Genomic DNA, 18,647 nt, shown 5'->3' on the forward strand with positions numbered 1-18,647 from the left:
GCCCGGCTCAGGGCGCCGGATCGAAGCCGGGCAGCCAGGCGGTCAGCTCGTCCCGCAGCCGCACCGTCGCGTTCAGCTGGCAGAGCACCCCGATCGTCGACAGCGTCACCCGGTGGATCAGCAGGTACGAGGGCGGCAGGTTCAGCTGCCGCCCCAGCTGGTGCGCGGGGGAGCGGGGGTCGGCGATCCGGGCCGCCTGCGTCCGCATCCAGCTCCGGGTGAAGACGAAGGACTCCGCCTCCGCCGGCTCGATGATCGGCAGCAGGTACTCCAGGACCTCCTCCGGATCGAGCGCCACCGACTCCTTCACGAAGCCCTCCGACCGCAGCAGCGCGTACACGGTCTCGGCCTCGCCCGCCAGCGTCATCCGCAGACAGGTCCCGATGGTCTCCGGCAGCCCGCCCGGCAGCCGGTCCACCGTGCCGAAGTCCAGCACCCCCAGCCGCCACCCGGCCGGACCGTCCGCTCCGTCGCCGCCGGCGGGCGGCAGCAGCCGGAAGTTCCCCGGATGCGGATCGGCGTGCAGCAGCCCGGTCCGCGCCGGACCCGAGAAGAGGAACCGGGCGAGCAGCTGACCCGCCCGGTCCCGCTGCTCCTGACCGCCCTCCGCGATCACCTCCGCGAGCGGGATCCCGTCCATCCACTCGGTCACCAGGACCTGCTCCGCCTGGTGCACCACCTCGGGCACCACCACGTCCGGATCGTCCGCGAAGACCTCGGCGTGCTCCCGCTGCGCCCGCGCCTCCAGGGCGTAGTCCAGCTCCTCCGACACCCGCTCGCGCAACTCCGCGATGAGCGGCTTCACCTCGATCCCCGGCACCAGCGGCCCGAGCAGCCGGGCGAACCGCCCCAGCTGCGCCAGGTCCGAGAGCAGCGCCTCCCCGGCGCCCGGGTACTGCACCTTCACGGCGACCTCGCGGCCGTCGTGCCAGACCGCCCGGTGCACCTGCCCGATCGACGCGGCCGCCGCCGGCTTGTCCTCGAACTCCAGGAACAGCTCCCGCCATCCGTCCCCGAGCCGCTCCGCCAACACCCCGTGCACGGTCTTCACCGGCATGGGCGGGGCCGCCTCCTGAAGCTTCGTCAGCGCCGCCCGGTAGGGGCCGGCGATCTCCTCCGGCAGCGCCGACTCGAAGACCGACAGCGCCTGGCCGAACTTCATGGCCCCGCCCTTGAGTTCGCCGAGCACCTTGAACAGCTGCTCCGCGGTCCGCTCCTGGAGCTCCCGGGCCACGAACTCCGCCGACTTGCCCCCGATCCGCTTGCCGAGCCCCCATGTCGCCCGGCCCGCGAAGCCCAGCGGCAACGCGGCCAACTTGGCGGTCCGGGTGACCGCCTTCCGGGGAAGATCAGACATGCGCCCCTCCAATTCCCAGACTGCCGTGCCGCGCAGGGCTGCGCCCCGCCATTGTGGACCCAGCCTCCCCGGCGCCCGAGGCGCCCACCCCCACCCTGCCCCGGGCGGCCCCGCAGGGACAGGCCGGGTGCGGCACCAGTCGCTCGGACCGCCAGCCCAGCGAGGGCATGGCCGCCTCCCAACGGGCCCCGGTGCTCGCCGGCAACTCCCCGTCCAGGAAGGCGAGGGCGTGCCCGGCGGCCAGCCCCGCCACCGCCGTCGCCAGCGCCACGTCACAGGCCGGCAGCGGATGCGGCGCCCCCGAACGCCACTGCGCGAGCAGCCGGGGCCACGCCGGGTCCCGGTCCGTCGCCTCCTCCTGGAGGCACCGGGCACACGCCGTCCCGCCCGGCAGCACCAGCGGCCCCACCACCCCGGTCGCCTCCAGAACCCCCGCGTACAGATGGGGCACCCCGGCCGCCATCCACGGCTCCGCCGGCACCGGGTCCGGCACCCGCACCCCGAGCCCGTCCCGGTCCGTCACCACCACGAGTGACACCGCGGCACGGCCGTCCCCGTCACCCGGCGCGCCCCGCCGGCCGGTCCGCCGCGCCGCCACCGGCCCGCGCGACCAGCGCCCCACGAGGCGCCGCGCCGCCGCCACCCTTCGCTCGCCGACCGCCTCGGCGGGCAGTCCGCCCGGTGCCGTCTCCCACGGCTCGACCCGGCCGCCGTCCACCACCTCCACCCCGCCCACGCCGGCCGCCGCGAGCAGCGCCGCCACCATCGAGCCCACCCGCCCGGCACCCCGCACCCGCACCCGCTTCTCCCGCCGGGCCGCGAGCGTCCCCAGTGCCCGCTCCGGCTGCGGGCACACCACCGACAGCGCGGCCAGATCCGCCCGCAGCGGATCGAGCGCCGTGTCCACCGCCCCGGCCGCGGGCCCCGCCCGCCCCGGCCGCCCGGCGGCGGCCTCCACGAGCAGCCCCACCGCCGCGAGCCGCCCGAGCAGCGCGTCGAGCCGCCCCTCCGGCAGTCCGAGCGCCGCCGCCTCCGCCCGCAGCAGCGCCGTCCCGCGCGTCCCGTCCATCAGCCCCAGCAGCCGGCCCGTCGCCGCGTCCACCGGATCCAGCACCACCGCGTGCGCGGGCGCCACCCCGTACTGCACACAGGTGAGACTCCGCCACGCCCGGCGCAGCGCCGGCTTCACCATCGGATGCATCCCCGCCCCCGTCCTCCGCCGTGTTCCCTCGGTGATCAGAGTGCCCACCGCCGCGGGCCGCCGCGAAGAGTTGTCCACAGGCCCGCCCGAAAGTCCTATGGGCGGAAAGTCACACCGGACATGCGCGCCGGACATGCGCGCCGGACACGCGTGGGGGATTCCGTCGCTCCCGCCGGGTACCGTCGAGGGCGTGTCAGTCGAGATCCGCAGGAGCGCCCGCCGCACCCGTTCCGTCTCCGCCTACCGCGAGGGGGACCGCACGATCGTCCTCATCCCGGCCCGGATGTCGGAGGCCGAGGAGCGCCGCTGGGTCGGCGTGATGCTGGAGAAGCTCGACGCCAAGGACCGGGACAAGGAGCGCCGCGCCACCCGCGGCGACGCCGAGCTCGCCGAGCGGGCGGCCCGGCTCTCCGAGCGCTACCTCGACGGCAGGGCCCGGCCCGGCTCGGTCCGCTGGGTCACCAACCAGAACGGCCGCTGGGGCTCCTGCACCCCCGCCGAGGGCAGCATCCGGCTCTCCCACCGCCTCCAGCCGATGCCCGAGTACGTCGTCGACTACGTCCTCCTGCACGAGCTGGCCCACCTCCTCGTCCCCGGCCACGGCCCCGACTTCTGGCGGCTCCTGGAGGCGTACCCCCGCACCGAGCGGGCCCGCGGGTACCTCGAAGGAGTGGTCGCCGCGGACCGCCTCCCGGTGCCGCCGGACACCGAGCCCGCACCCTGAGGCCCTTTTTCCCGATTCCGTACCGGATCGGACCTCCCCTGTCTCAATGTCGTCCCCAGCGGTTAGCCTGGCGCGAGTCATTCGCCATCGGGATGGGGGACGGTCGTTACGCATGGCCAGGGAATTCCAACGCGGCCACAAGGCCAAGATCAGTGATCTGACCGCGGGCACCGATCTGTACGTGGGCGTGCAGATCTCCGCTCCCGGGCTCACCTTCGACATCAGCTGCTTCGGTCTCGACGCCGAGGAGCGGCTGTCCGACGACCGGTACTTCGTCTTCTTCAACCAGCCGAAGTCCCCCGAGGAGTCCATCCAGCAGCTCGGGGCGCAGGCCGGGGACACCGAGTCCTTCCGCGTCACCCTCGACCGGATCCCCCCGCAGATCCACAAGCTCGCCTTCACCGCCACCATCGACGGCGACGGCCAGATGTCGCAGGTCGGCCCCGGCTGGATCCGGATCGTCGCCGGCGGCGAGGAGGTCGCCCGCTACGCCTTCACCGGCGCGGAGTTCTCCACCGAGCGCGCGGTCATGCTCGGCGACTTCTACCTGAAGGACGTGTGGCGCTTCGCCGCCGTCGGCCAGGGCTTCGACGGCGGCCTGGAAGCGCTGCTGCGGAACTTCGGCGGAGAGGTCATGGAGGAGGAGCCCGCCGCCCAGCAGCCGGCCGCCCCCCAGCAGGCCGCCCCCGGCTTCGGCGCCCCCGCCCAGGCCGCGGCCCCGCCCGCCTTCGGCGCGCCCGCCGCCCCGGCGCCGGCTCCCGCGCCCGCCCCGGCCTTCGGCGCCCCGCAGCCCGGCTACGGCGCTCAGCCGCCCACGCCGCCGCCGGCCCCGCAGCCGGTGCACACCCAGCCCACGATGGTCGCGCCGCTCGCCCCCGCGCCCGTGCCGCCCCCGGCCCCCGCCGCCGGCCCGTACGGCCAGCAGCCGCCGCAGGCCCCCTACGGGCAGATCCCCGGCCAGACGCCGCCGCCCGGCGCCCCTTACGGGCAGCCGCCCCAGGCGCCGTACGGCCAGCAGCCCGGCTACGGCCAGCCCGCCCCGTACGGCCAGCAGCCCGGCATGCCGCCGGGCATGCCGCCCCAGGGCGTCCCGCAGGGCGCGCCCGCGACCGGCGCCGGGCTCGCCGCCGCGCTCGCCCCCTTCAAGGAGACCGCGACCGGCGCCCGCTGGACCCCGCAGAACCAGCAGCTCATGCGGGTCGACCTCAGCATGGGCGGCACCCCCGTCCTCGCCCGCCAGGGCTCCATGGTCATGTACCAGGGCAAGGTCGACTTCTCCTACAAGGGCGCGGGCTTCGCGGGCCGGATCGTCGGCAACGCCACCGGCCAGGAGATGCAGCTGATGCGCTGCTCCGGCCGCGGCCAGGTCTTCCTCGCCGAGAACGGCGCGCATCTGCACCCGATCGAGCTCCAGGGCGACGCCATCTGCGTCTCCGCGGAGAACGTGCTCGCCTTCGACGAGTCCCTCCAGTACGAGGTCCGCCGCATCGAGGGCCACGGCATCCCCGGCGGCGCCCTGTTCACCATGCAGTTCCAGGGCACCGGCACCGTGATCGTCAAGACCCACGGCGTCCCCGTGGTCCTGCCCGTCACCCCGACGACCTTCGCGGACTGCAACGCGGTCGTCGCCTGGTCGGCCGCCTCGCAGGTCATCCTCTCCAGCCAGGTCCGGCTCCGGCGCAACGCCTACCCCGGCCACAGCGGGGAGACCGTGAACCTCCAGTTCCGGGGCGCCCCCGGCAACTTCATCGTCGTTCAGCCGTACGAGGTCTGAGGGAGCCCGACACCATGAACCAGCAGCTCGCGGGCTACGCCCCGACCCCCATCGCGGCCCGCATGGAGAACCACGGCCGCACCATGCTCAAGGTCGCCATGGCCTCCGGCCAGGACCTCTACGCCCGGACCGGCTCGATGGTCGCCTACGAGGGCTTCATCAGCTACGAGCCCAACCCGCCCGCCGTCCGCCAGGTCGCCAAGGAGTGGGCCACCGGCGAGGGCGCGCCGATCATGAAGTGCGCCGGCGACGGCCTGCTCTACCTCGCCGACTACGGCGCCGACGTCGTCGTGATCAACCTCCAGAACGACGCGATCTCGGTCAACGGCAGCAACCTCCTCGCCTTCGACGCCCACCTCCAGTGGGGCGTCGAGCGGGTCAAGGGCCTCGCCAAGTTCGCCGGCCAGGGCCTTTTCAACGTGGGGATCGCCGGCACCGGATGGGTCGCGCTCACCTCGCGCGGCACGCCGATCGTCGTCGACTGCGGCCGCGGCGAGGACGAGACCTACGTCGACCCCGACGCGCTCGTCGCCTGGTCGCCGGCGCTGAAGGTCAAGGGCAAGCGCAGCTTCAAGGCGTCCTCCCTCATCGGGCGGGGCAGCGGCGAGGCATACCAGATGGCCTTCTCGGGCCAGGGCATCGTCGTCGTACAGCCCAGCGAGGACAGCAGCGACCGCCTGCGGGTCCGGGGCTGAGGGGGAGCGAGAACACATCATGCAGAGCCCGCTTTTCAACCACGCCGAGCAGCAGAGCCAGGAGCGGTACGTCGTCCAGAACCCGCAGCTCCTGCGGGTCAGCCTCACCGGCCACGACGACATCCTGGCGCGCAAGGGCGCCATGGTCGCCTACCAGGGCCTCGTCGACTTCGACGGCGAGTACCAGAGCAGCAGCCAGCGGCAGGCCCGCGCCCGCACCGGCGAGGGCCTCGACCTGATGCGCTGCTCCGGCCAGGGCACGGTCTACTTCGCCAACCTCGCCCAGTACATCCACGTCGTCGAGGTCGAGCAGGAGGGCCTCACCGTCGACAGCGCCTACGTGCTGGCGCTCGACACCAGCCTGCACACCGAGGTCATCGCCGTCGACAGCCAGTACGGCGTCTCCGGCACCGGCAAGTACCAGCTCAACATCACCGGCCGCGGCAAGGTCGCCCTCATGACCTCGGGCCAGCCGCTGATGCTCCAGGTCACGCCCGAGAAGTACGTGAGCGCCGACGCGGACGCGATCGTCGCCTGGTCCACCTCGCTGCGGGTCCAGATGCAGGCGCAGACGCACAACAGCAGCGTCCGCAGCCGCCGCGGCAGCACCGGCGAGGGCTGGGAGCTCAGCTTCCTCGGCCAGGGCTTCGCCCTCGTCCAGCCCAGCGAGGTCATGCCCCCGCAGAACGCCGCCATCGGGCAGGGCGTCGCCGCCCAGTTCGGCGTCGGCCAGCAAGGCGCCCACGGCCAGAACCAGAACAACGCCTGGAACTGACGCACGGACGGCACGACGGCGAAGGGCCCCCGGGAGACCGGGGGCCCTTCGCCGTGTGCTCAGGCTCACCTCACAGGCGGGCCAGCGTCGCCTCCGTCAGCCGCACCACCGACGTGTCCGCCACGGCGGCCACCTCGTCGTACGCGAACCACTTCAGGTCCAGCGACTCCTCGCTGATCTGGGCCACCGCCTCCGCCGGAGCCAGCGCCGCGTACTGCACGTCGAGGTGCCAGTGGCAGGGCGCCGGGATCGGATGCCGGTCCAGCCGCACCGGACCGCCCGGCAGCAGCGTGAGCCCCGCGATCCCCGACTCCTCGGCGGCCTCGCGCAGCGCCACCGCCGCCATGGTCGCGTCGCCCTCCTCGCAGTGACCGCCCATCTGGAGCCACATGCCGAGCTTCTTGTGCAGGGTCAGCAGCACCCGCCCGCGCGAGGGGTCGATCACCAGCGCGCTGCCGGTGAGGTGGCCGGCCGAGCAGGGCTTGTACATGCCGTCGGGATGCGCGGCCAGGTGCTCCAGGTAGAGCTCGCGCAGCTCGGGCTGGCCCTCGTACCCCTTGAGGACGAGGACCGCGTCGTCGTGCAGCGTCACTTCGCGTCGTCCCCGTCCCCGTCCTCGGGCGTGTCGCCCTTGGCGGCCTCGCCGAGCAGCTTGTCCAGCTCGGAGAAGTCCAGGTGCTCGCGGTGGACGAAGCCGTCCGGGTCGTCGAGGTCGGTCGCCGTCGGCAGCATGTCCGGGTGCTCCCACAGCGCGTCACGGCCGTCGACACCGCGCGCGTCGGTGAGCGAGGCCCACAGCCGGGAGGCGTCCCGCAGCCGGCGCGGCCGCAGCTCCAGACCGATCAGGGTGGCGAAGGTCTGCTCGGCGGGACCACCGGTGGCCCGGCGCCGGCGCAGCGTCTCGCGGAGCGCGTCCGCCGAGGTCAGCCGGGTCTTGGCGGCCTCGTGGACCACCGCGTCCACCCAGCCCTCGACCAGCGCGAGCGCCGTCTCCAGACGGGCCAGGGCCGCCTTCTGCTCGGGCGTGTCCTGCGGCTGGAACATGCCGGACTGGAGCGCCTCCTGGAGCTGCTCCGGGTGGGTCGGGTCGAGCTGGGAGACGGCCTCCTCCAGCTTCGAGGTGTCGACCTTGATGCCGCGCGCGTAGGACTCGACCGCGCCGAAGAGGTGCGCCCGCAGCCACGGCACGTGCGCGAAGAGCCGCTGGTGGGCGGCCTCGCGCAGGGCCAGGTAGAGCCGCACCTCGTCGGAGGGCACGCTCAGGTCCTTGCCGAAGGACTCCACGTTCAGCGGGAGCAGCGCGGCCCGGCCGGCCGGGCCGAGCGGCAGGCCGACGTCGGTCGAGCCGACGACCTCGCCCGCGAGCGCGCCGATGGCCTGCCCGATCTGCTGGCCGAACATGGCGCCGCCCATCGACCGCATCATGCCGATCAGCGGGCCCGCCATGGCCTGCATCTCCTGCGGCAGCACGTCGCCCATGGCGGTGCCGACCCGCTCGGCGACCGGGTCCACCAGCGCCTTCCACGCCGGGAGGGTCGCCTCGACCCACTCGGCGCGGCTCCACGCCACCGCCGTGTTCGCCCCGGAGGGCAGCGAGGTGACCTGGTCCAGCCACAGGTCGGCGAGGCGGACCGCCTCCTCGACCGCGGTCTTCTCGGCCGGGCCCACGCTGGCGTCCTTGACGCCGTCGGCGGTGCCCTGGGCGACCACCTGGCGGGCGATCTGCTTGGCCATGTCCCAGTTCACGGGACCGCCCTCGTAGCTCAGCATCTGGCCGAGCTGCTGGAAGGCCGCGCCCAGGTCCGTCGGGTTCATCGACCCGAACATCGCGGCGAAGGGATTGTCCGCGCCGCCCTGGCCGCCGCCCATGCCGGGGATGCCGCCGAATCCGAACGGGTTCGCCCCGAACGGATTGCCGCCGCCCTGGCCACCGGACCCCTGGCCACCTCCGGCGGGGTCCTTCTTCTTGCCTTCGTCGCCGTCCTCCGGCTCCTCCGGCGGAAGGCCGAATCCGAATGGGGTGTCACTCACAGGTTTCCTCGGCTCCTAGGGCCGCCGGCTCTCCGCCGGCGGCGACTGCCCGCTGCACAACACCAGCGTAGACATCCGGGTCGGATATGGGCTCAAGTCTCCGCCGGGCCGTGCCCTGCGGCAGGATGGACGCCACCTGGTACGTACGCGTCATCCCCGTACGTACTGAAGACAACCACTGGAGTCGGTCGGTGAGTTCCCCAGATCCGCAGGTTCGCGGAGCGCGAAACCACTCAACCCGGTCCGCCGCGCGCGGTCCCGTCGTCGCGGTCACCGGCGCCGCCACCGGCGTCGGAGCCCTCCTGACCAGGCGTCTCGCCGATTCGGAGGAGGTCCGGCGGGTCATCGCCGTCGACGAGCGGCGCGGCGAGGTGGCCGAGGCGACCTGGCATGTCCTCGACGTGCGGGATCCGGCCATCGCGGAGAAGCTGCGCGGTGCCGACGTCGTCGTGCACCTCGCCGTCGACCTCGATCTGGAGACCGATCCCGCCGCCCGGTCGGCGTACAACGTGCGCGGCACGCAGACGGTCCTCACGGCCGCCGCGGCGGCCGGTGTCCACCGGGTCGTCCTGTGCACCTCGACCATGGTCTACGGCGCCCTCCCCGACAACGACATCCCGCTCTCCGAGGACGCCGAGCTGCGGGCCACCGCGGAGGCCACCGGCGTCGGCGACCTCCTGGAGATCGAACGGCTCGGCCGCCGAGGCTCCCGCGCCCACCCCGGCCTCAACGTGACCGTGGTCCGCCCGGCCGTCCTCGTCGGCGGTACGGACACGGCGCTGACCCGCTACTTCGAGTCGCCGCGGCTGCTCGTCGTCGCCGGCTCCCGCCCCACCTGGCAGTTCTGCCACGTGGAGGACCTGGTCAGCGCCCTGGAGTACGCGGCCCTGGAGAAGGTCGACGGCGAGTTCGCCGTCGGCTGCGAGGGCTGGCTGGAGCAGGAGGAGGTCGAGGAGCTGTCGGGGATCCGCCGCATGGAGCTGCCCTCGGCGGTCGCCCTGGGCGCGGCGGCCCGGCTGCACCGCATCGGCCTCACCCCGTCCCCCGCCGGCGACCTCGCCTACACCATGCACCCCTGGGTGGTGAGCGTCGGCCGGCTCCACGACGCGGGCTGGCGCCCGCAGTGGACCAACGAGGAGGTGCTCGCGGCGCTCCTGGAGGAGGTCCAGGGCCGGCACACGGTCGCGGGCCGCCGGCTCGGCCGCAAGGACGCCACGGCGGCGGGCGCGGCGGGCGCCACGGTGGCCCTCCTGGGCACCGCGGCCCTGGTACGGCAGATGAGGAAGCGGCGCGGCCTGTAGGACCCTCCTACGGAGGGTCCCGGTCCACCGGTCGAAAACGCTATTCCGGGATGTCGGAGCCGTGCGGCACCATGGACGGCATGACGACCACGCACGACCACCCCGGTGAGCAGGCAGCGGACGACCCGATCAAGCTGCTCGCGATCCGCGACACCCCGCTCTCGGTCGACGAGGTCTTCCGGGCCGTCGGCGACGACGCGGCGGGTGGCACGACGCTCTTCGTCGGCACCGTGCGCAATCACGACGGCGGCGCCGACGTGGACGCGCTGGGCTACTCCTGCCACCCCAGCGCCGAGGCCGAGCTGCGCCGGGTCGCCGAGAAGGTCGTCGCGAACTACCCGGTCCGCGCCCTGGCGGCGGTCCACCGCGTGGGCGACCTGGAGGTCGGCGACCTGGCGGTCGTGGTCGCCGTCTCCTGCCCGCACCGCGGCGAGGCCTTCGAGGCCTGCCGCAAGCTGATCGACGACCTCAAGCACGAGGTCCCGATCTGGAAGCACCAGACCTTCTCGGACGGCACCGAGGAGTGGGTGGGGGCCTGCTGAGCTCCCGCCCCGAGGCTGGGGGTCCCCCCGGACGAAGTCTGGGGGAGGGTGGGGGCCTGCTGAGCCCCCAGGAGTCGTGCAAACAGGCGCGCCGACACGGTGTAGCCGAACGCCCGATTTGCGTAACCGACCCCCAGGCCCGAGCGTTGGTGGCACAGATGAATAATCTGCTGATCAACTCACTGGGGATGGGAGGTCGGGATGGCAGTGCTGGCCTGGTTGCTGATTCCGCTTTTCGCAGTCGTCGGCGCGGCGATATGGGGAAGCTGGGTCCAGAGGAACAAGACGATAGGTGACGTGGCCGAGCTCGCCGGCTACGCCCGTTTCAGGGACGCCATGGAGCGTTCCCACCCCACCGCACCCGATTCCGCTCCGTTCCGGCCCGTGGCCGAGCCCGCCCCCGCGGAGTCCTCACCGGCCCTCTGACGGAGGCCCGGCGGCGTCCCGTACGGACCGCCCCAGGGGTGCGCGCACAGGCGAGTCCCGTACTGTCGTTCCATGCCACGCCGCACCGCGACGATGCTCGCCTCCACCCTGGTCCTGATCTGCCTGCTGATCGCCGGCGTCCTGATCCCGGTGCCGTACTCGGAGATGAGCCCCGGTCCCACGGTCAACACGCTCGGCGAGGCGCGTGGCGAGCCGGTCCTCCAGATCTCCGGTCGCAAGACCTACCCGACCGACGGCCACCTCAACATGACCACGGTCAGGGTCACCAGCGCGGACTACAAGATGAACGCCGTCGAGGCGGTCTACGGCTGGCTGACCCACGACAACGTGGTGGTGCCGCACGACACCCTCTACCCGGACGGGAAGACGGAGGAGGAGTCGAGCCAGGAGAACGCGGAGGAGTTCTCCCAGTCGCAGGAGAGCGCCAAGGTCGCCGCCCTCGACGAGCTCGGCATCCCCTTCACCACCCGGGTCGTCGTCGCCTCCGTGGTGAAGGACTCCCCGGCGGAGGGCACCCTGCACGCCGGTGACGTGATCAAGGCCGTCGACGGCGTGAAGGTCACCAAGCCGGCCGACGTCGCCGCGCAGGTGACCAAGCGGAAGCCGGGCCAGAAGGTCGAGTTCACGATCGTCCCGGCCAAGGAGGCGGCCGCCGCCGAGAAGGCGCACAAGGAAGCCACCGTCACCCGGAAGGTGGCCGTCACCACCGTGAAGTCCGAGGAGGGCGACCGGGCGATCGTCGGCATCCAGGCCGGCACCGACCACGTCTTCCCGTTCACCATCGACATCAAGCTGGCCGACGTCGGCGGCCCCAGCGCGGGTCTGATGTTCGCGCTCGGCATCGTCGACAAGCTGACCCCGGAGAGCCTCACCGGCGGCAAGTTCGTCGCGGGCACCGGCACCATCGACGACGACGGCAAGGTCGGCCCGATCGGCGGCATCCAGATGAAGCTGGTCGGCGCGCGGAACGCCGGCGCCGAGTACTTCCTCACCCCGGCCGACAACTGCGCCACGGCGGCCGACGACACGCCGGACGGGCTCACCCTCGTCAAGGTCGACACCATCGACGACGCCACCAAGTCGCTGGAGAAGCTCCGCAAGGGCGACACGGCGGGCCTCCCGAGCTGCTCGAAGAGCTGAGCCGGTACGGGACCCCGCGCGGGGCCCCGTACCCGTACCGCTCAGCCCTCGAAGGTCGCCGCGAGCGCGTCGGCGAGCCCCGGCACCAGGTCCGGGCCGGTCAGCACCTCGGTCGGCGAGTCCTTCTCGCGCAGCCGGATCGCCGCCTCCCGGGCGCCGGTCCGCAGCACGGCCACCGTCATCCGGACCTCCTGGCGGTCCGGGTGCGCGGCCACCCACTTGTTCAGCTTGGCGCCGCTCAGGTCCTTGGGGACCTGGGCCTCCGCCGACGGCGGCAGCATCAGCCGCTCCACGGTGAGGGCGCAGCCGGCCACCGCGTCCGGCCAGGCGATGGTGCCGAGGAACTCGTCGAGCGGCTTGCCCTTGGGGATCTCCTCCTGCTCGATGGGGGTGTAGGCGGTCGCGTCCTCGCCGAGCTTCAGCGAGGGCGCCTGGGCGCGCAGACGGGCGGTGTCGACCAGGGCGAAGAGGCGGGCGGGCCGGTCCCAGCCGAGGCCCGAGGCGTACTCGTCGATCTCGAGCACCGCACGGGTGAGGGGACTGGAGGCCATCGGCGGGCCCGAGGGGGAAAGGTTGGACATGACCAATATCCTGCCTCCTCTTCCCCCGGAGACGGGAACTAGGTAAAGCGTCAGTAAGTTGCACCAGTGGGCCCTACGATCGCGGGGCCCGCTTTCCGACGCATCAACACCGAGGGGCGCACGTTGGCTTTCCAGATGCCGGACCGTGGCGGCAGCCCGTCCGGGCCAAGGATCAGAGTCGGCCGGCCGTCCCGGCGGGCCCGCACCCTGCTGATGACACTGGGCGTCCTGGCCGTCCTGGCCATGGCGTTCGTGATGTTCGCCGGGTTCTGGACGGACTGGCTCTGGTACCGCTCGGTCCACTACTCGTCCGTGTTCACCACCACCCTGTGGACCAAGATCGGCCTGTTCGCGGTCTTCGGGCTGCTGATGGGCCTCGTCGTCGGCCTCAACATCTGGCTGGCGTACCGGCTCCGCCCGCCGCTCAGCGCGATGTCGCTGGAGCAGCAGAGCCTCGACCGGTACCGGATGGGCGTCGCCCCGTTCAAGAAGTGGGTGCTGCTCGCGATCACCGCCCTGGTCGGGCTGATCGCCGGCGCCTCCGCCTCCGGCCAGTGGCGCACCTGGCTCATGTGGGTCAACGGCGTGGACTTCGGCGAGAAGGACGTCCAGTTCGGCAAGGACGTCTCCTTCTACGCCTTCGACCTGCCCTGGTACCGCTTCCTGCTGGCGTTCGGCTTCGCCGCGGTGGTGCTCTCGCTGATCGCCGCGGCGATCACCCACTACCTGTACGGCGGACTGCGGGTCACCAGCCCCGGTGCCCGCGCGACCGCCGCCGCCACCGGCCACCTCTCGGTGCTGCTCGGCGTCTTCGTGACGCTGAAGGCCGCGGCGTACTGGCTCGACCGGTACGGCCTCGCGGTGAAGTCCAGCGACTTCAAGGCCACCGGCAACTGGACGGGCCTCAGGTACGTCGACGCCAACGCCTACCTGCCGGCGAAGACGATCCTCTTCTGCATCGCCGTCATCTGCGCCGTGCTCTTCTTCGCCACCCTGTGGCGCCGCACCTGGCAGCTGCCGGTCATCGGCTTCGGCCTGATGGTGCTCTCCGCCGTCCTCATCGGCGGCCTGTACCCGGCGATCGTGCAGAAGTTCCAGGTCCAGCCGAACGAGCAGGCCAAGGAAGCCCCGTACATCCAGAACAACATCGACGCGACCCGCAAGGCGTACGCGATCGACGACACCAAGCTGGAGAACTACTCGGGCAAGTCGACGGTGAAGGCCAAGGACAAGCTGCGCGCGGACGCCGACACGGCGGCCGCCTACCGCATCCTCGACCCGAACATCGTCTCGCCGACCTTCCAGCAGCTGGAGCAGAAGCGGAAGTACTACCAGTTCCCGACGACGCTCGACGTGGACCGCTACCAGGGCCAGGACGTCGTCATCGGTCTGCGCGAGCTGAACATCCGCGGCATCCCGAAGCGGAACTGGATCAACGACCACTTCACCTACACCCACGGCTACGGCGCCATCATGGCCCGCGGCACCCAGACCGACGCCAACGGCTCCCCGGTCTTCACCGAGTCGGGCCTGCCGACCACGGGTGAGCTCGGGAAGTACCAGCAGAAGATCTACTACGGCGAGAAGACCGACCAGTACTCGATCGTGGGCGGCCCCCAGAAGGAGCTGGACTACGAGGAGAACGGCGAGAAGACCACCAGCTACGAGGGCAACAGCGGCGTCAGCCTGGAGAGCGCCTTCAACCGCGCGGCCTACGCGGTGGCCTTCAGCGAGCCGCAGATCCTCTACTCCGGGGCCATCGGCGACGGCTCGCGGATCCTGTACAACCGCACGCCCAAGCAGCGGGTCGAGGCCGTCGCCCCGTGGCTGACCATCGACGGCGACGCCTACCCGGCGGTCGTCGAGGGCAAGATCAAGTGGATCGTCGACGCGTACACGACCACCAACGGCTACCCGTACGCCTCGCGGACCACGCTCGGCGACACCACCGCCGACTCGCTGACCGTCGGCAACCAGCAGCGCGCGGTCGTCGCCCAGCAGAACCAGGTCAACTACATCCGCAACTCGGTGAAGGCCACCGTCGACGCCTACGACGGCACGGTCACCCTCTACCAGTGGGACACCGAGGACCCGGTCCTGAAGACCTGGATGAAGGCCTTCCCCGACACGGTGAAGCCCAAGTCCGAGGTCAAGGGCGACCTCCTGGAGCACCTGCGCTACCCGCAGGACATGTTCAAGGTCCAGCGCGAGCTGCTGACCCGCTACCACGTCACCGACCCGGCCCAGTTCTACAGCGGCTCGGACGCCTGGCAGGTGCCGAACGACCCGACCAACAAGGACAACGTGGCGGTGCCGCCGTACTACCTGAGCATGAAGATGCCCGGGGACACGGAGCAGCGCTTCTCGCTGACCACGACCTTCACGCCCAACGGGCGGCCCAACCTGGGCGGCTTCATGGCGGTCGACGCCGACGCCACCAGCAAGGAGTACGGCCGGCTGAGACTGCTCCGGGTCACCGAGGACGTGCCCGGCCCGGCGCAGGTCCAGAGCAAGCTCAACAGCCTGCCCGACGTCGCCACCTTCGTCCGTGACATGCGGGGCGCCGACTCGGACATCCAGTACGGCAACCTGCTCACCGTGCCGCTCGACGGCGGGTTCCTGTACGTGGAGCCGGTCTACGCCCAGGGGCGGAACGCGCTCTACCCGCTCCTGAAGAAGGTCGCGGTGTCGTACGTGGACGCCGACCAGCCGGGCGGCGACACCACCAAGGACACCACGGTGTTCGAGAACACCCTCACGGAGGCGCTCAACGCGGTCTTCGGCGTGGAGGGCACGACCCCGCCGACGACCCCGCCGGGCACCGAGCAGCCGCCGACCACCCCGCAGCCGCCGGCCTCGGCGGACGCGGCGCTGAAGCAGGCCATCGCCGACGCCCAGAAGGCGTACGACGCGGGCGAGGCGGCGCTGGCGAAGCAGGACTGGGCGGCCTACGGCAAGGCCCAGGAGGACCTCCAGGCCGCGCTGGAGAAGGCCGCCGAGGCAGGCGCCAAGCTCCAGCCGTCCGGTGCGGGCGGTGCCGAGAAGGAGGCCGAGAAGCCGGCCGACGGCAGCTGACCTGCGAGATTCACCCCGCGTCGTGATAGTGTTACTTCACCGACGCGGGGTGGAGCAGCTCGGTAGCTCGCTGGGCTCATAACCCAGAGGTCGCAGGTTCAAATCCTGTCCCCGCTACTGACACGAGGGCTCGGATCCATAAGGATCCGGGCCCTCGTCGCGTGTCGGGGTGACGAGGGGCACCGAAGAGCGGTACGGAAGGGGCGAGTTGAGGCGTGGCGTGTTTGACTTGTCTCTCTGTGGGCATGTCGACAAAACGCCTGAGGTGACCTCAAGGGCTGCGGTATACCGGGTGTGCGCGGGTTGCGGGTGGTGCGACGATGGTATTTATGGGGGACAGGGCAACTCTGTTGGAGACAGGGCGGTTTGTGCAGCGGCACGCCAGAAATGCCGCGGACGAGATCATCGAGGCCGTGCCGGCCGTCGATGCGGTCGTCGTCGACAGCACCCCCCGAGCCAGGGCCGTCCCGGACGCAGGACCGGACACCGAGGCCGAGACCGAGGCCGAGACCGAGGGCCGGCACCGCAGGGCCGCCGAGCGCGGTGACACCGACGCCATGAGCGCCCTCGGCGCCCTCCTGCTCCGCCGCGGCGACCTCGACGGCGCCGAGCCCTTCCTGCGCGGCGCCACCGCCGAGGGCGACCGCGCCGCCGCCAACAACCTCGGCGTCCTCCTCCACCAGCGCGGCTACCCCGACGAGGCCGCCGGCTGGTGGCGGGTCGCCGCCGTCGCCGGCTCCGCGCCGGCCGCGCACGCCCTGGGCCGCCACCACCGCGAGCGCGGCGACGAGCCCGCCGCCGAGTACTGGCTCCGCCAGGCCGCCGAACAGGGCCACGCCCTGGGCGCCTACGCCCTCGCCGACCTCCTGGAGCACCGCAGCGACGTCGGCGCCGAGCGCTGGCTGCGCGCCGCCGCCGAGCAGGGCCACCGCGAGGCCGCGTACCGCCTCGCCCTCGCCCTGGAGCGGCGCGCCACCGAGACCCTGCGGGGCCCGCACGCCTACGGCCCCACCGCCGCCACGGGCCGCGCCGGCCACGCCTACGACACGGCCGGACGCCTCCGCGCGGCCGACCCCGCGCACGCCGGCGACGACCGGCCGCCCGTCCCCGTGCCCGCCGCCGCCCCGGCCCGGGCCGGCGAGACCGGCGGCCCCGGGCCGCTCGGCGAGGCCGAGCAGTGGTTCCGGCAGGCGGCCGCCCGGGGACACCGGCGGGCCGCGCTCCACCTCGGAGCCATCCTGGAGCAGCGCGGCGAGCTGAAGGAGGCCGGCCGCTGGTACCTCAGCTCCGCCAAGGAGGGCGAGGCCAAGGCCGCCTGCGCCCTCGGCTTCCTGCTGCGCGACGCCGGCGACGAGGAGAGCGCCGCCGTCTGGTGGCTGCGCGCCGCCCAGGACGGCGACGGCAACGCCGCCAACGCGCTCGGCGCCCTGCACGCCGCCCGCGGCGAGCAGCAGACCGCCGAGCGCTGGTACCGCGCCGCCATGGACGCCGGGGACGTCAACGGCGCCTACAACCTCGGCCTGCTCTGCGCCGCCCAGGACCGCCTCCCGCAGGCCGAGCAGTGGTACCGCCGCGCCGCCTACGCCGGCCACCGCGAGGCCGCCAACGCACTCGCCGTGCTGCTCCTCCAGGCCGGGGACGCGGGCGGCGCCGAGCCGTGGTTCTCCAAGGCCGCCGAGGCCGGCTCCGTGGACGCCGCCTTCAACCTCGGCATCATCCACGCGGGCCGCGACGAGGACCGCTCCGCGCTCGCCTGGTACGAGCGGGCCGCCGCCGCCGGGCACACCGAGGCCGCCCTCCAGGTCGGCATCGCCGCCCTGCGCGAGGGCGACGAGCGGACCGCCGAGCGCCACCTGCGCTGCGCGGCGGGCGGCGGCAGCGCCGAGGCCGCCTTCAGGCTCGCCACCCTCCTCGACGCCCGCCGTCCCGAGCCCGGCCCGGTGGTCCTCGGCGCGCCCGTGGACCAGAAGACCGAGTGCGAGGAGTGGTACGAGCGGGCCGCCCAGCAGGGCCACCGGCGCGCCCAGGTCCGGGTCGGCATGCTCGCCGCCGGCCGGGGCGACCTCACCGGGGCCGCCCGCTGGTACCGGGAGGCCGCCGAGGCCGGCAGCCGCAACGGCGCCTTCAACCTCGGCCTGCTCCTCGCCCGCGAGGGCAGCGAGCGCGAGGCCGCCCTCTGGTGGACCCGGGCCGCCCGGGCCGGGCACGGCCGCGCCGCGCTCCGCCTCGCGCTGCTCGCCGCCCGCCGGGGCGAGCTGTCCGAGGGCCGCAAGTGGTGCGCCCGCGCCGTGGAGCTCGGCCCGGCCGAGGTCGCCGAGCGGGCGGCCCGGCTCAGCGAGGCGCTGCACCAGGAGCTCACGGCGTAAACGCGATTTGCTCCTGTCACGACGGTCCCGTAGAGTGGTGTTCACCGACGCGGGGTGGAGCAGCTCGGTAGCTCGCTGGGCTCATAACCCAGAGGTCGCAGGTTCAAATCCTGTCCCCGCTACTCAGTAGCCCGAAGGCCCGGATCGTATGCATACGATCCGGGCCTTCGGCGTTTCCGCGGGGCGCGGGCACACGAAGAAGGGGCGCCCCGGGCGGGGCGCCCCTTCTCGGTGGGCGGCTAGGCCGCCGCGCAGTTCGGGCAGAGGCCGCGGTAGGTGACCTCGACGTTCGAGATCGTGAAGCCGAAGCGCTCCGCGTCCGGCAGGTCCTTCAGCGGGTCGCCCGCCGGGTGGACGTCCCGGATCGCGCCGCAGCCGGCGCAGATCAGGTGCTGGTGGGGCCGGTGGGCGTTGGGGTCGTACCGCTTGGCGCGGCCGTCGGTGGCGACCTCGATGACCTCACCGAGCGTCACCATCTCGCCCAGCGTGTTGTAGACGGTGGCACGGGAGATCTCGGGCAGGCGCTCGACGGCGCGGGCGTGCACCTCGTCGGCGGTGAGATGCACGTGGTCGCCGTCGAGGACCTCGGCGACGACACGGCGCTGGGCGGTCATCCGCCAGCCGCGTCCGCGCAGTCG

Annotated in this window: 16 protein-coding genes and 2 tRNA genes; 12 read left to right on the forward strand and 6 right to left on the reverse strand. The window is 72.9% G+C overall.

All coding sequences use genetic code 11. The annotated features are described in order from the left end of the window. Positions 1–7: 7 nt before the first annotated feature. Positions 8–1,357, reverse strand: coding sequence for an AarF/ABC1/UbiB kinase family protein (locus ABZ621_RS19555; protein ID WP_360606074.1), 1,350 nt, complete (start codon positions 1,355–1,357; stop codon positions 8–10). Then, positions 1,350–2,558, reverse strand: a complete 1,209-nt coding sequence (locus ABZ621_RS19560; RefSeq protein WP_360606076.1) for a TOMM precursor leader peptide-binding protein — start codon at positions 2,556–2,558, stop codon at positions 1,350–1,352. Before ABZ621_RS19560 ends, ABZ621_RS19555 begins: the two co-directional genes overlap by 8 nt. A gap of 190 nt (positions 2,559–2,748) precedes the next feature. Here ABZ621_RS19560 and ABZ621_RS19565 point away from each other — a divergent pair, with 190 nt between their 5' ends. From ABZ621_RS19565 to ABZ621_RS19580, 4 genes are all read left to right on the forward strand, one after another. After that, positions 2,749–3,282 (forward strand): M48 family metallopeptidase, encoded by a 534-nt coding sequence (locus ABZ621_RS19565; protein ID WP_360606078.1) that lies wholly within the window; start codon positions 2,749–2,751, stop codon positions 3,280–3,282. Positions 3,283–3,394: 112 nt separating this feature from the next. Beyond that, positions 3,395–5,056, forward strand: a complete 1,662-nt coding sequence (locus tag ABZ621_RS19570; protein WP_360606080.1) for a TerD family protein — start codon at positions 3,395–3,397, stop codon at positions 5,054–5,056. A gap of 14 nt (positions 5,057–5,070) precedes the next feature. After that, positions 5,071–5,751: an AIM24 family protein gene (locus ABZ621_RS19575; RefSeq protein WP_189847816.1), complete on the forward strand. Its 681-nt coding sequence runs from the start codon at positions 5,071–5,073 to the stop codon at positions 5,749–5,751. A gap of 19 nt (positions 5,752–5,770) precedes the next feature. Then, positions 5,771–6,526: an AIM24 family protein gene (locus ABZ621_RS19580; RefSeq protein WP_360606082.1), complete on the forward strand. Its 756-nt coding sequence runs from the start codon at positions 5,771–5,773 to the stop codon at positions 6,524–6,526. 70 nt (positions 6,527–6,596) lie between these two features. Here ABZ621_RS19580 and ABZ621_RS19585 read toward each other — a convergent pair whose 3' ends face one another. Both ABZ621_RS19585 and ABZ621_RS19590 read right to left on the reverse strand, forming a co-directional pair. Beyond that, on the reverse strand, positions 6,597–7,118 hold the full coding sequence (locus ABZ621_RS19585; RefSeq protein WP_360606084.1) for an NUDIX hydrolase: 522 nt from the start codon (positions 7,116–7,118) through the stop codon (positions 6,597–6,599). After that, complete coding sequence (locus tag ABZ621_RS19590; protein WP_360606086.1) at positions 7,115–8,557, reverse strand: zinc-dependent metalloprotease; 1,443 nt, start codon at positions 8,555–8,557, stop codon at positions 7,115–7,117. Before ABZ621_RS19590 ends, ABZ621_RS19585 begins: the two co-directional genes overlap by 4 nt. Positions 8,558–8,748: 191 nt before the next feature. Here ABZ621_RS19590 and ABZ621_RS19595 point away from each other — a divergent pair, with 191 nt between their 5' ends. From ABZ621_RS19595 to ABZ621_RS19610, 4 genes are all read left to right on the forward strand, one after another. Then, the gene (locus ABZ621_RS19595) at positions 8,749–9,858 is read left to right on the forward strand and encodes an SDR family oxidoreductase (RefSeq protein ID WP_360606088.1); all 1,110 of its coding nucleotides are present in this window, start codon (positions 8,749–8,751) and stop codon (positions 9,856–9,858) included. Positions 9,859–9,938: 80 nt separating this feature from the next. Continuing rightward, on the forward strand, positions 9,939–10,400 hold the full coding sequence (locus tag ABZ621_RS19600) for a molybdenum cofactor biosynthesis protein MoaE (RefSeq protein ID WP_360606090.1): 462 nt from the start codon (positions 9,939–9,941) through the stop codon (positions 10,398–10,400). 201 nt (positions 10,401–10,601) lie between these two features. Continuing rightward, positions 10,602–10,826, forward strand: a complete 225-nt coding sequence (locus ABZ621_RS19605; protein ID WP_360606092.1) for a hypothetical protein — start codon at positions 10,602–10,604, stop codon at positions 10,824–10,826. A gap of 72 nt (positions 10,827–10,898) precedes the next feature. Then, entirely contained in the window at positions 10,899–11,987 is a 1,089-nt protein-coding gene (locus ABZ621_RS19610) for a PDZ domain-containing protein (protein WP_360606094.1), read from the forward strand. Between the two features lie 41 nt (positions 11,988–12,028). On the opposite strand, the gene ABZ621_RS19615 is transcribed toward ABZ621_RS19610, so the two are convergent. After that, positions 12,029–12,568 (reverse strand): PPA1309 family protein, encoded by a 540-nt coding sequence (locus ABZ621_RS19615; RefSeq protein ID WP_360606096.1) that lies wholly within the window; start codon positions 12,566–12,568, stop codon positions 12,029–12,031. Positions 12,569–12,703: 135 nt separating this feature from the next. On the opposite strand from ABZ621_RS19615, the gene ABZ621_RS19620 reads away from it, so the two are divergent. From ABZ621_RS19620 to ABZ621_RS19635, 4 genes are all read left to right on the forward strand, one after another. Then, positions 12,704–15,643: a UPF0182 family protein gene (locus ABZ621_RS19620; RefSeq protein WP_360606098.1), complete on the forward strand. Its 2,940-nt coding sequence runs from the start codon at positions 12,704–12,706 to the stop codon at positions 15,641–15,643. Between the two features lie 43 nt (positions 15,644–15,686). After that, positions 15,687–15,760, forward strand: a tRNA-Met gene (locus ABZ621_RS19625). A gap of 203 nt (positions 15,761–15,963) precedes the next feature. Then, positions 15,964–18,009: a sel1 repeat family protein gene (locus ABZ621_RS19630; RefSeq protein WP_360606100.1), complete on the forward strand. Its 2,046-nt coding sequence runs from the start codon at positions 15,964–15,966 to the stop codon at positions 18,007–18,009. A gap of 48 nt (positions 18,010–18,057) precedes the next feature. Next, positions 18,058–18,131: transfer RNA gene (locus ABZ621_RS19635), tRNA-Met, on the forward strand. A gap of 117 nt (positions 18,132–18,248) precedes the next feature. On the opposite strand, the gene ABZ621_RS19640 is transcribed toward ABZ621_RS19635, so the two are convergent. Next, positions 18,249–18,647: Fur family transcriptional regulator (locus tag ABZ621_RS19640; protein WP_360606102.1), on the reverse strand; the 399-nt coding region annotated here is incomplete at its 5' end.

The sequence above is a fragment of the Streptomyces sp. NPDC007863 genome (genome assembly GCF_040633895.1).
GTDB lineage: Bacteria > Actinomycetota > Actinomycetes > Streptomycetales > Streptomycetaceae > Streptomyces.

Coding starts and splice junctions, on each gene's coding strand:
- ABZ621_RS19580 (WP_360606082.1), top strand. CDS start 5,771: ATGCAGAGCCCGCTTTTCAACCACGCCGAGCAGCAGAGCCAGGAGCGG.
- ABZ621_RS19605 (WP_360606092.1), top strand. CDS start 10,602: ATGGCAGTGCTGGCCTGGTTGCTGATTCCGCTTTTCGCAGTCGTCGGC.
- ABZ621_RS19615 (WP_360606096.1), bottom strand. CDS start 12,568: ATGTCCAACCTTTCCCCCTCGGGCCCGCCGATGGCCTCCAGTCCCCTC.
- ABZ621_RS19600 (WP_360606090.1), top strand. CDS start 9,939: ATGACGACCACGCACGACCACCCCGGTGAGCAGGCAGCGGACGACCCG.
- ABZ621_RS19575 (WP_189847816.1), top strand. CDS start 5,071: ATGAACCAGCAGCTCGCGGGCTACGCCCCGACCCCCATCGCGGCCCGC.
- ABZ621_RS19560 (WP_360606076.1), bottom strand. CDS start 2,558: ATGCATCCGATGGTGAAGCCGGCGCTGCGCCGGGCGTGGCGGAGTCTC.
- ABZ621_RS19630 (WP_360606100.1), top strand. CDS start 15,964: ATGGTATTTATGGGGGACAGGGCAACTCTGTTGGAGACAGGGCGGTTT.
- ABZ621_RS19620 (WP_360606098.1), top strand. CDS start 12,704: ATGCCGGACCGTGGCGGCAGCCCGTCCGGGCCAAGGATCAGAGTCGGC.
- ABZ621_RS19570 (WP_360606080.1), top strand. CDS start 3,395: ATGGCCAGGGAATTCCAACGCGGCCACAAGGCCAAGATCAGTGATCTG.
- ABZ621_RS19555 (WP_360606074.1), bottom strand. CDS start 1,357: ATGTCTGATCTTCCCCGGAAGGCGGTCACCCGGACCGCCAAGTTGGCC.
- ABZ621_RS19610 (WP_360606094.1), top strand. CDS start 10,899: ATGCCACGCCGCACCGCGACGATGCTCGCCTCCACCCTGGTCCTGATC.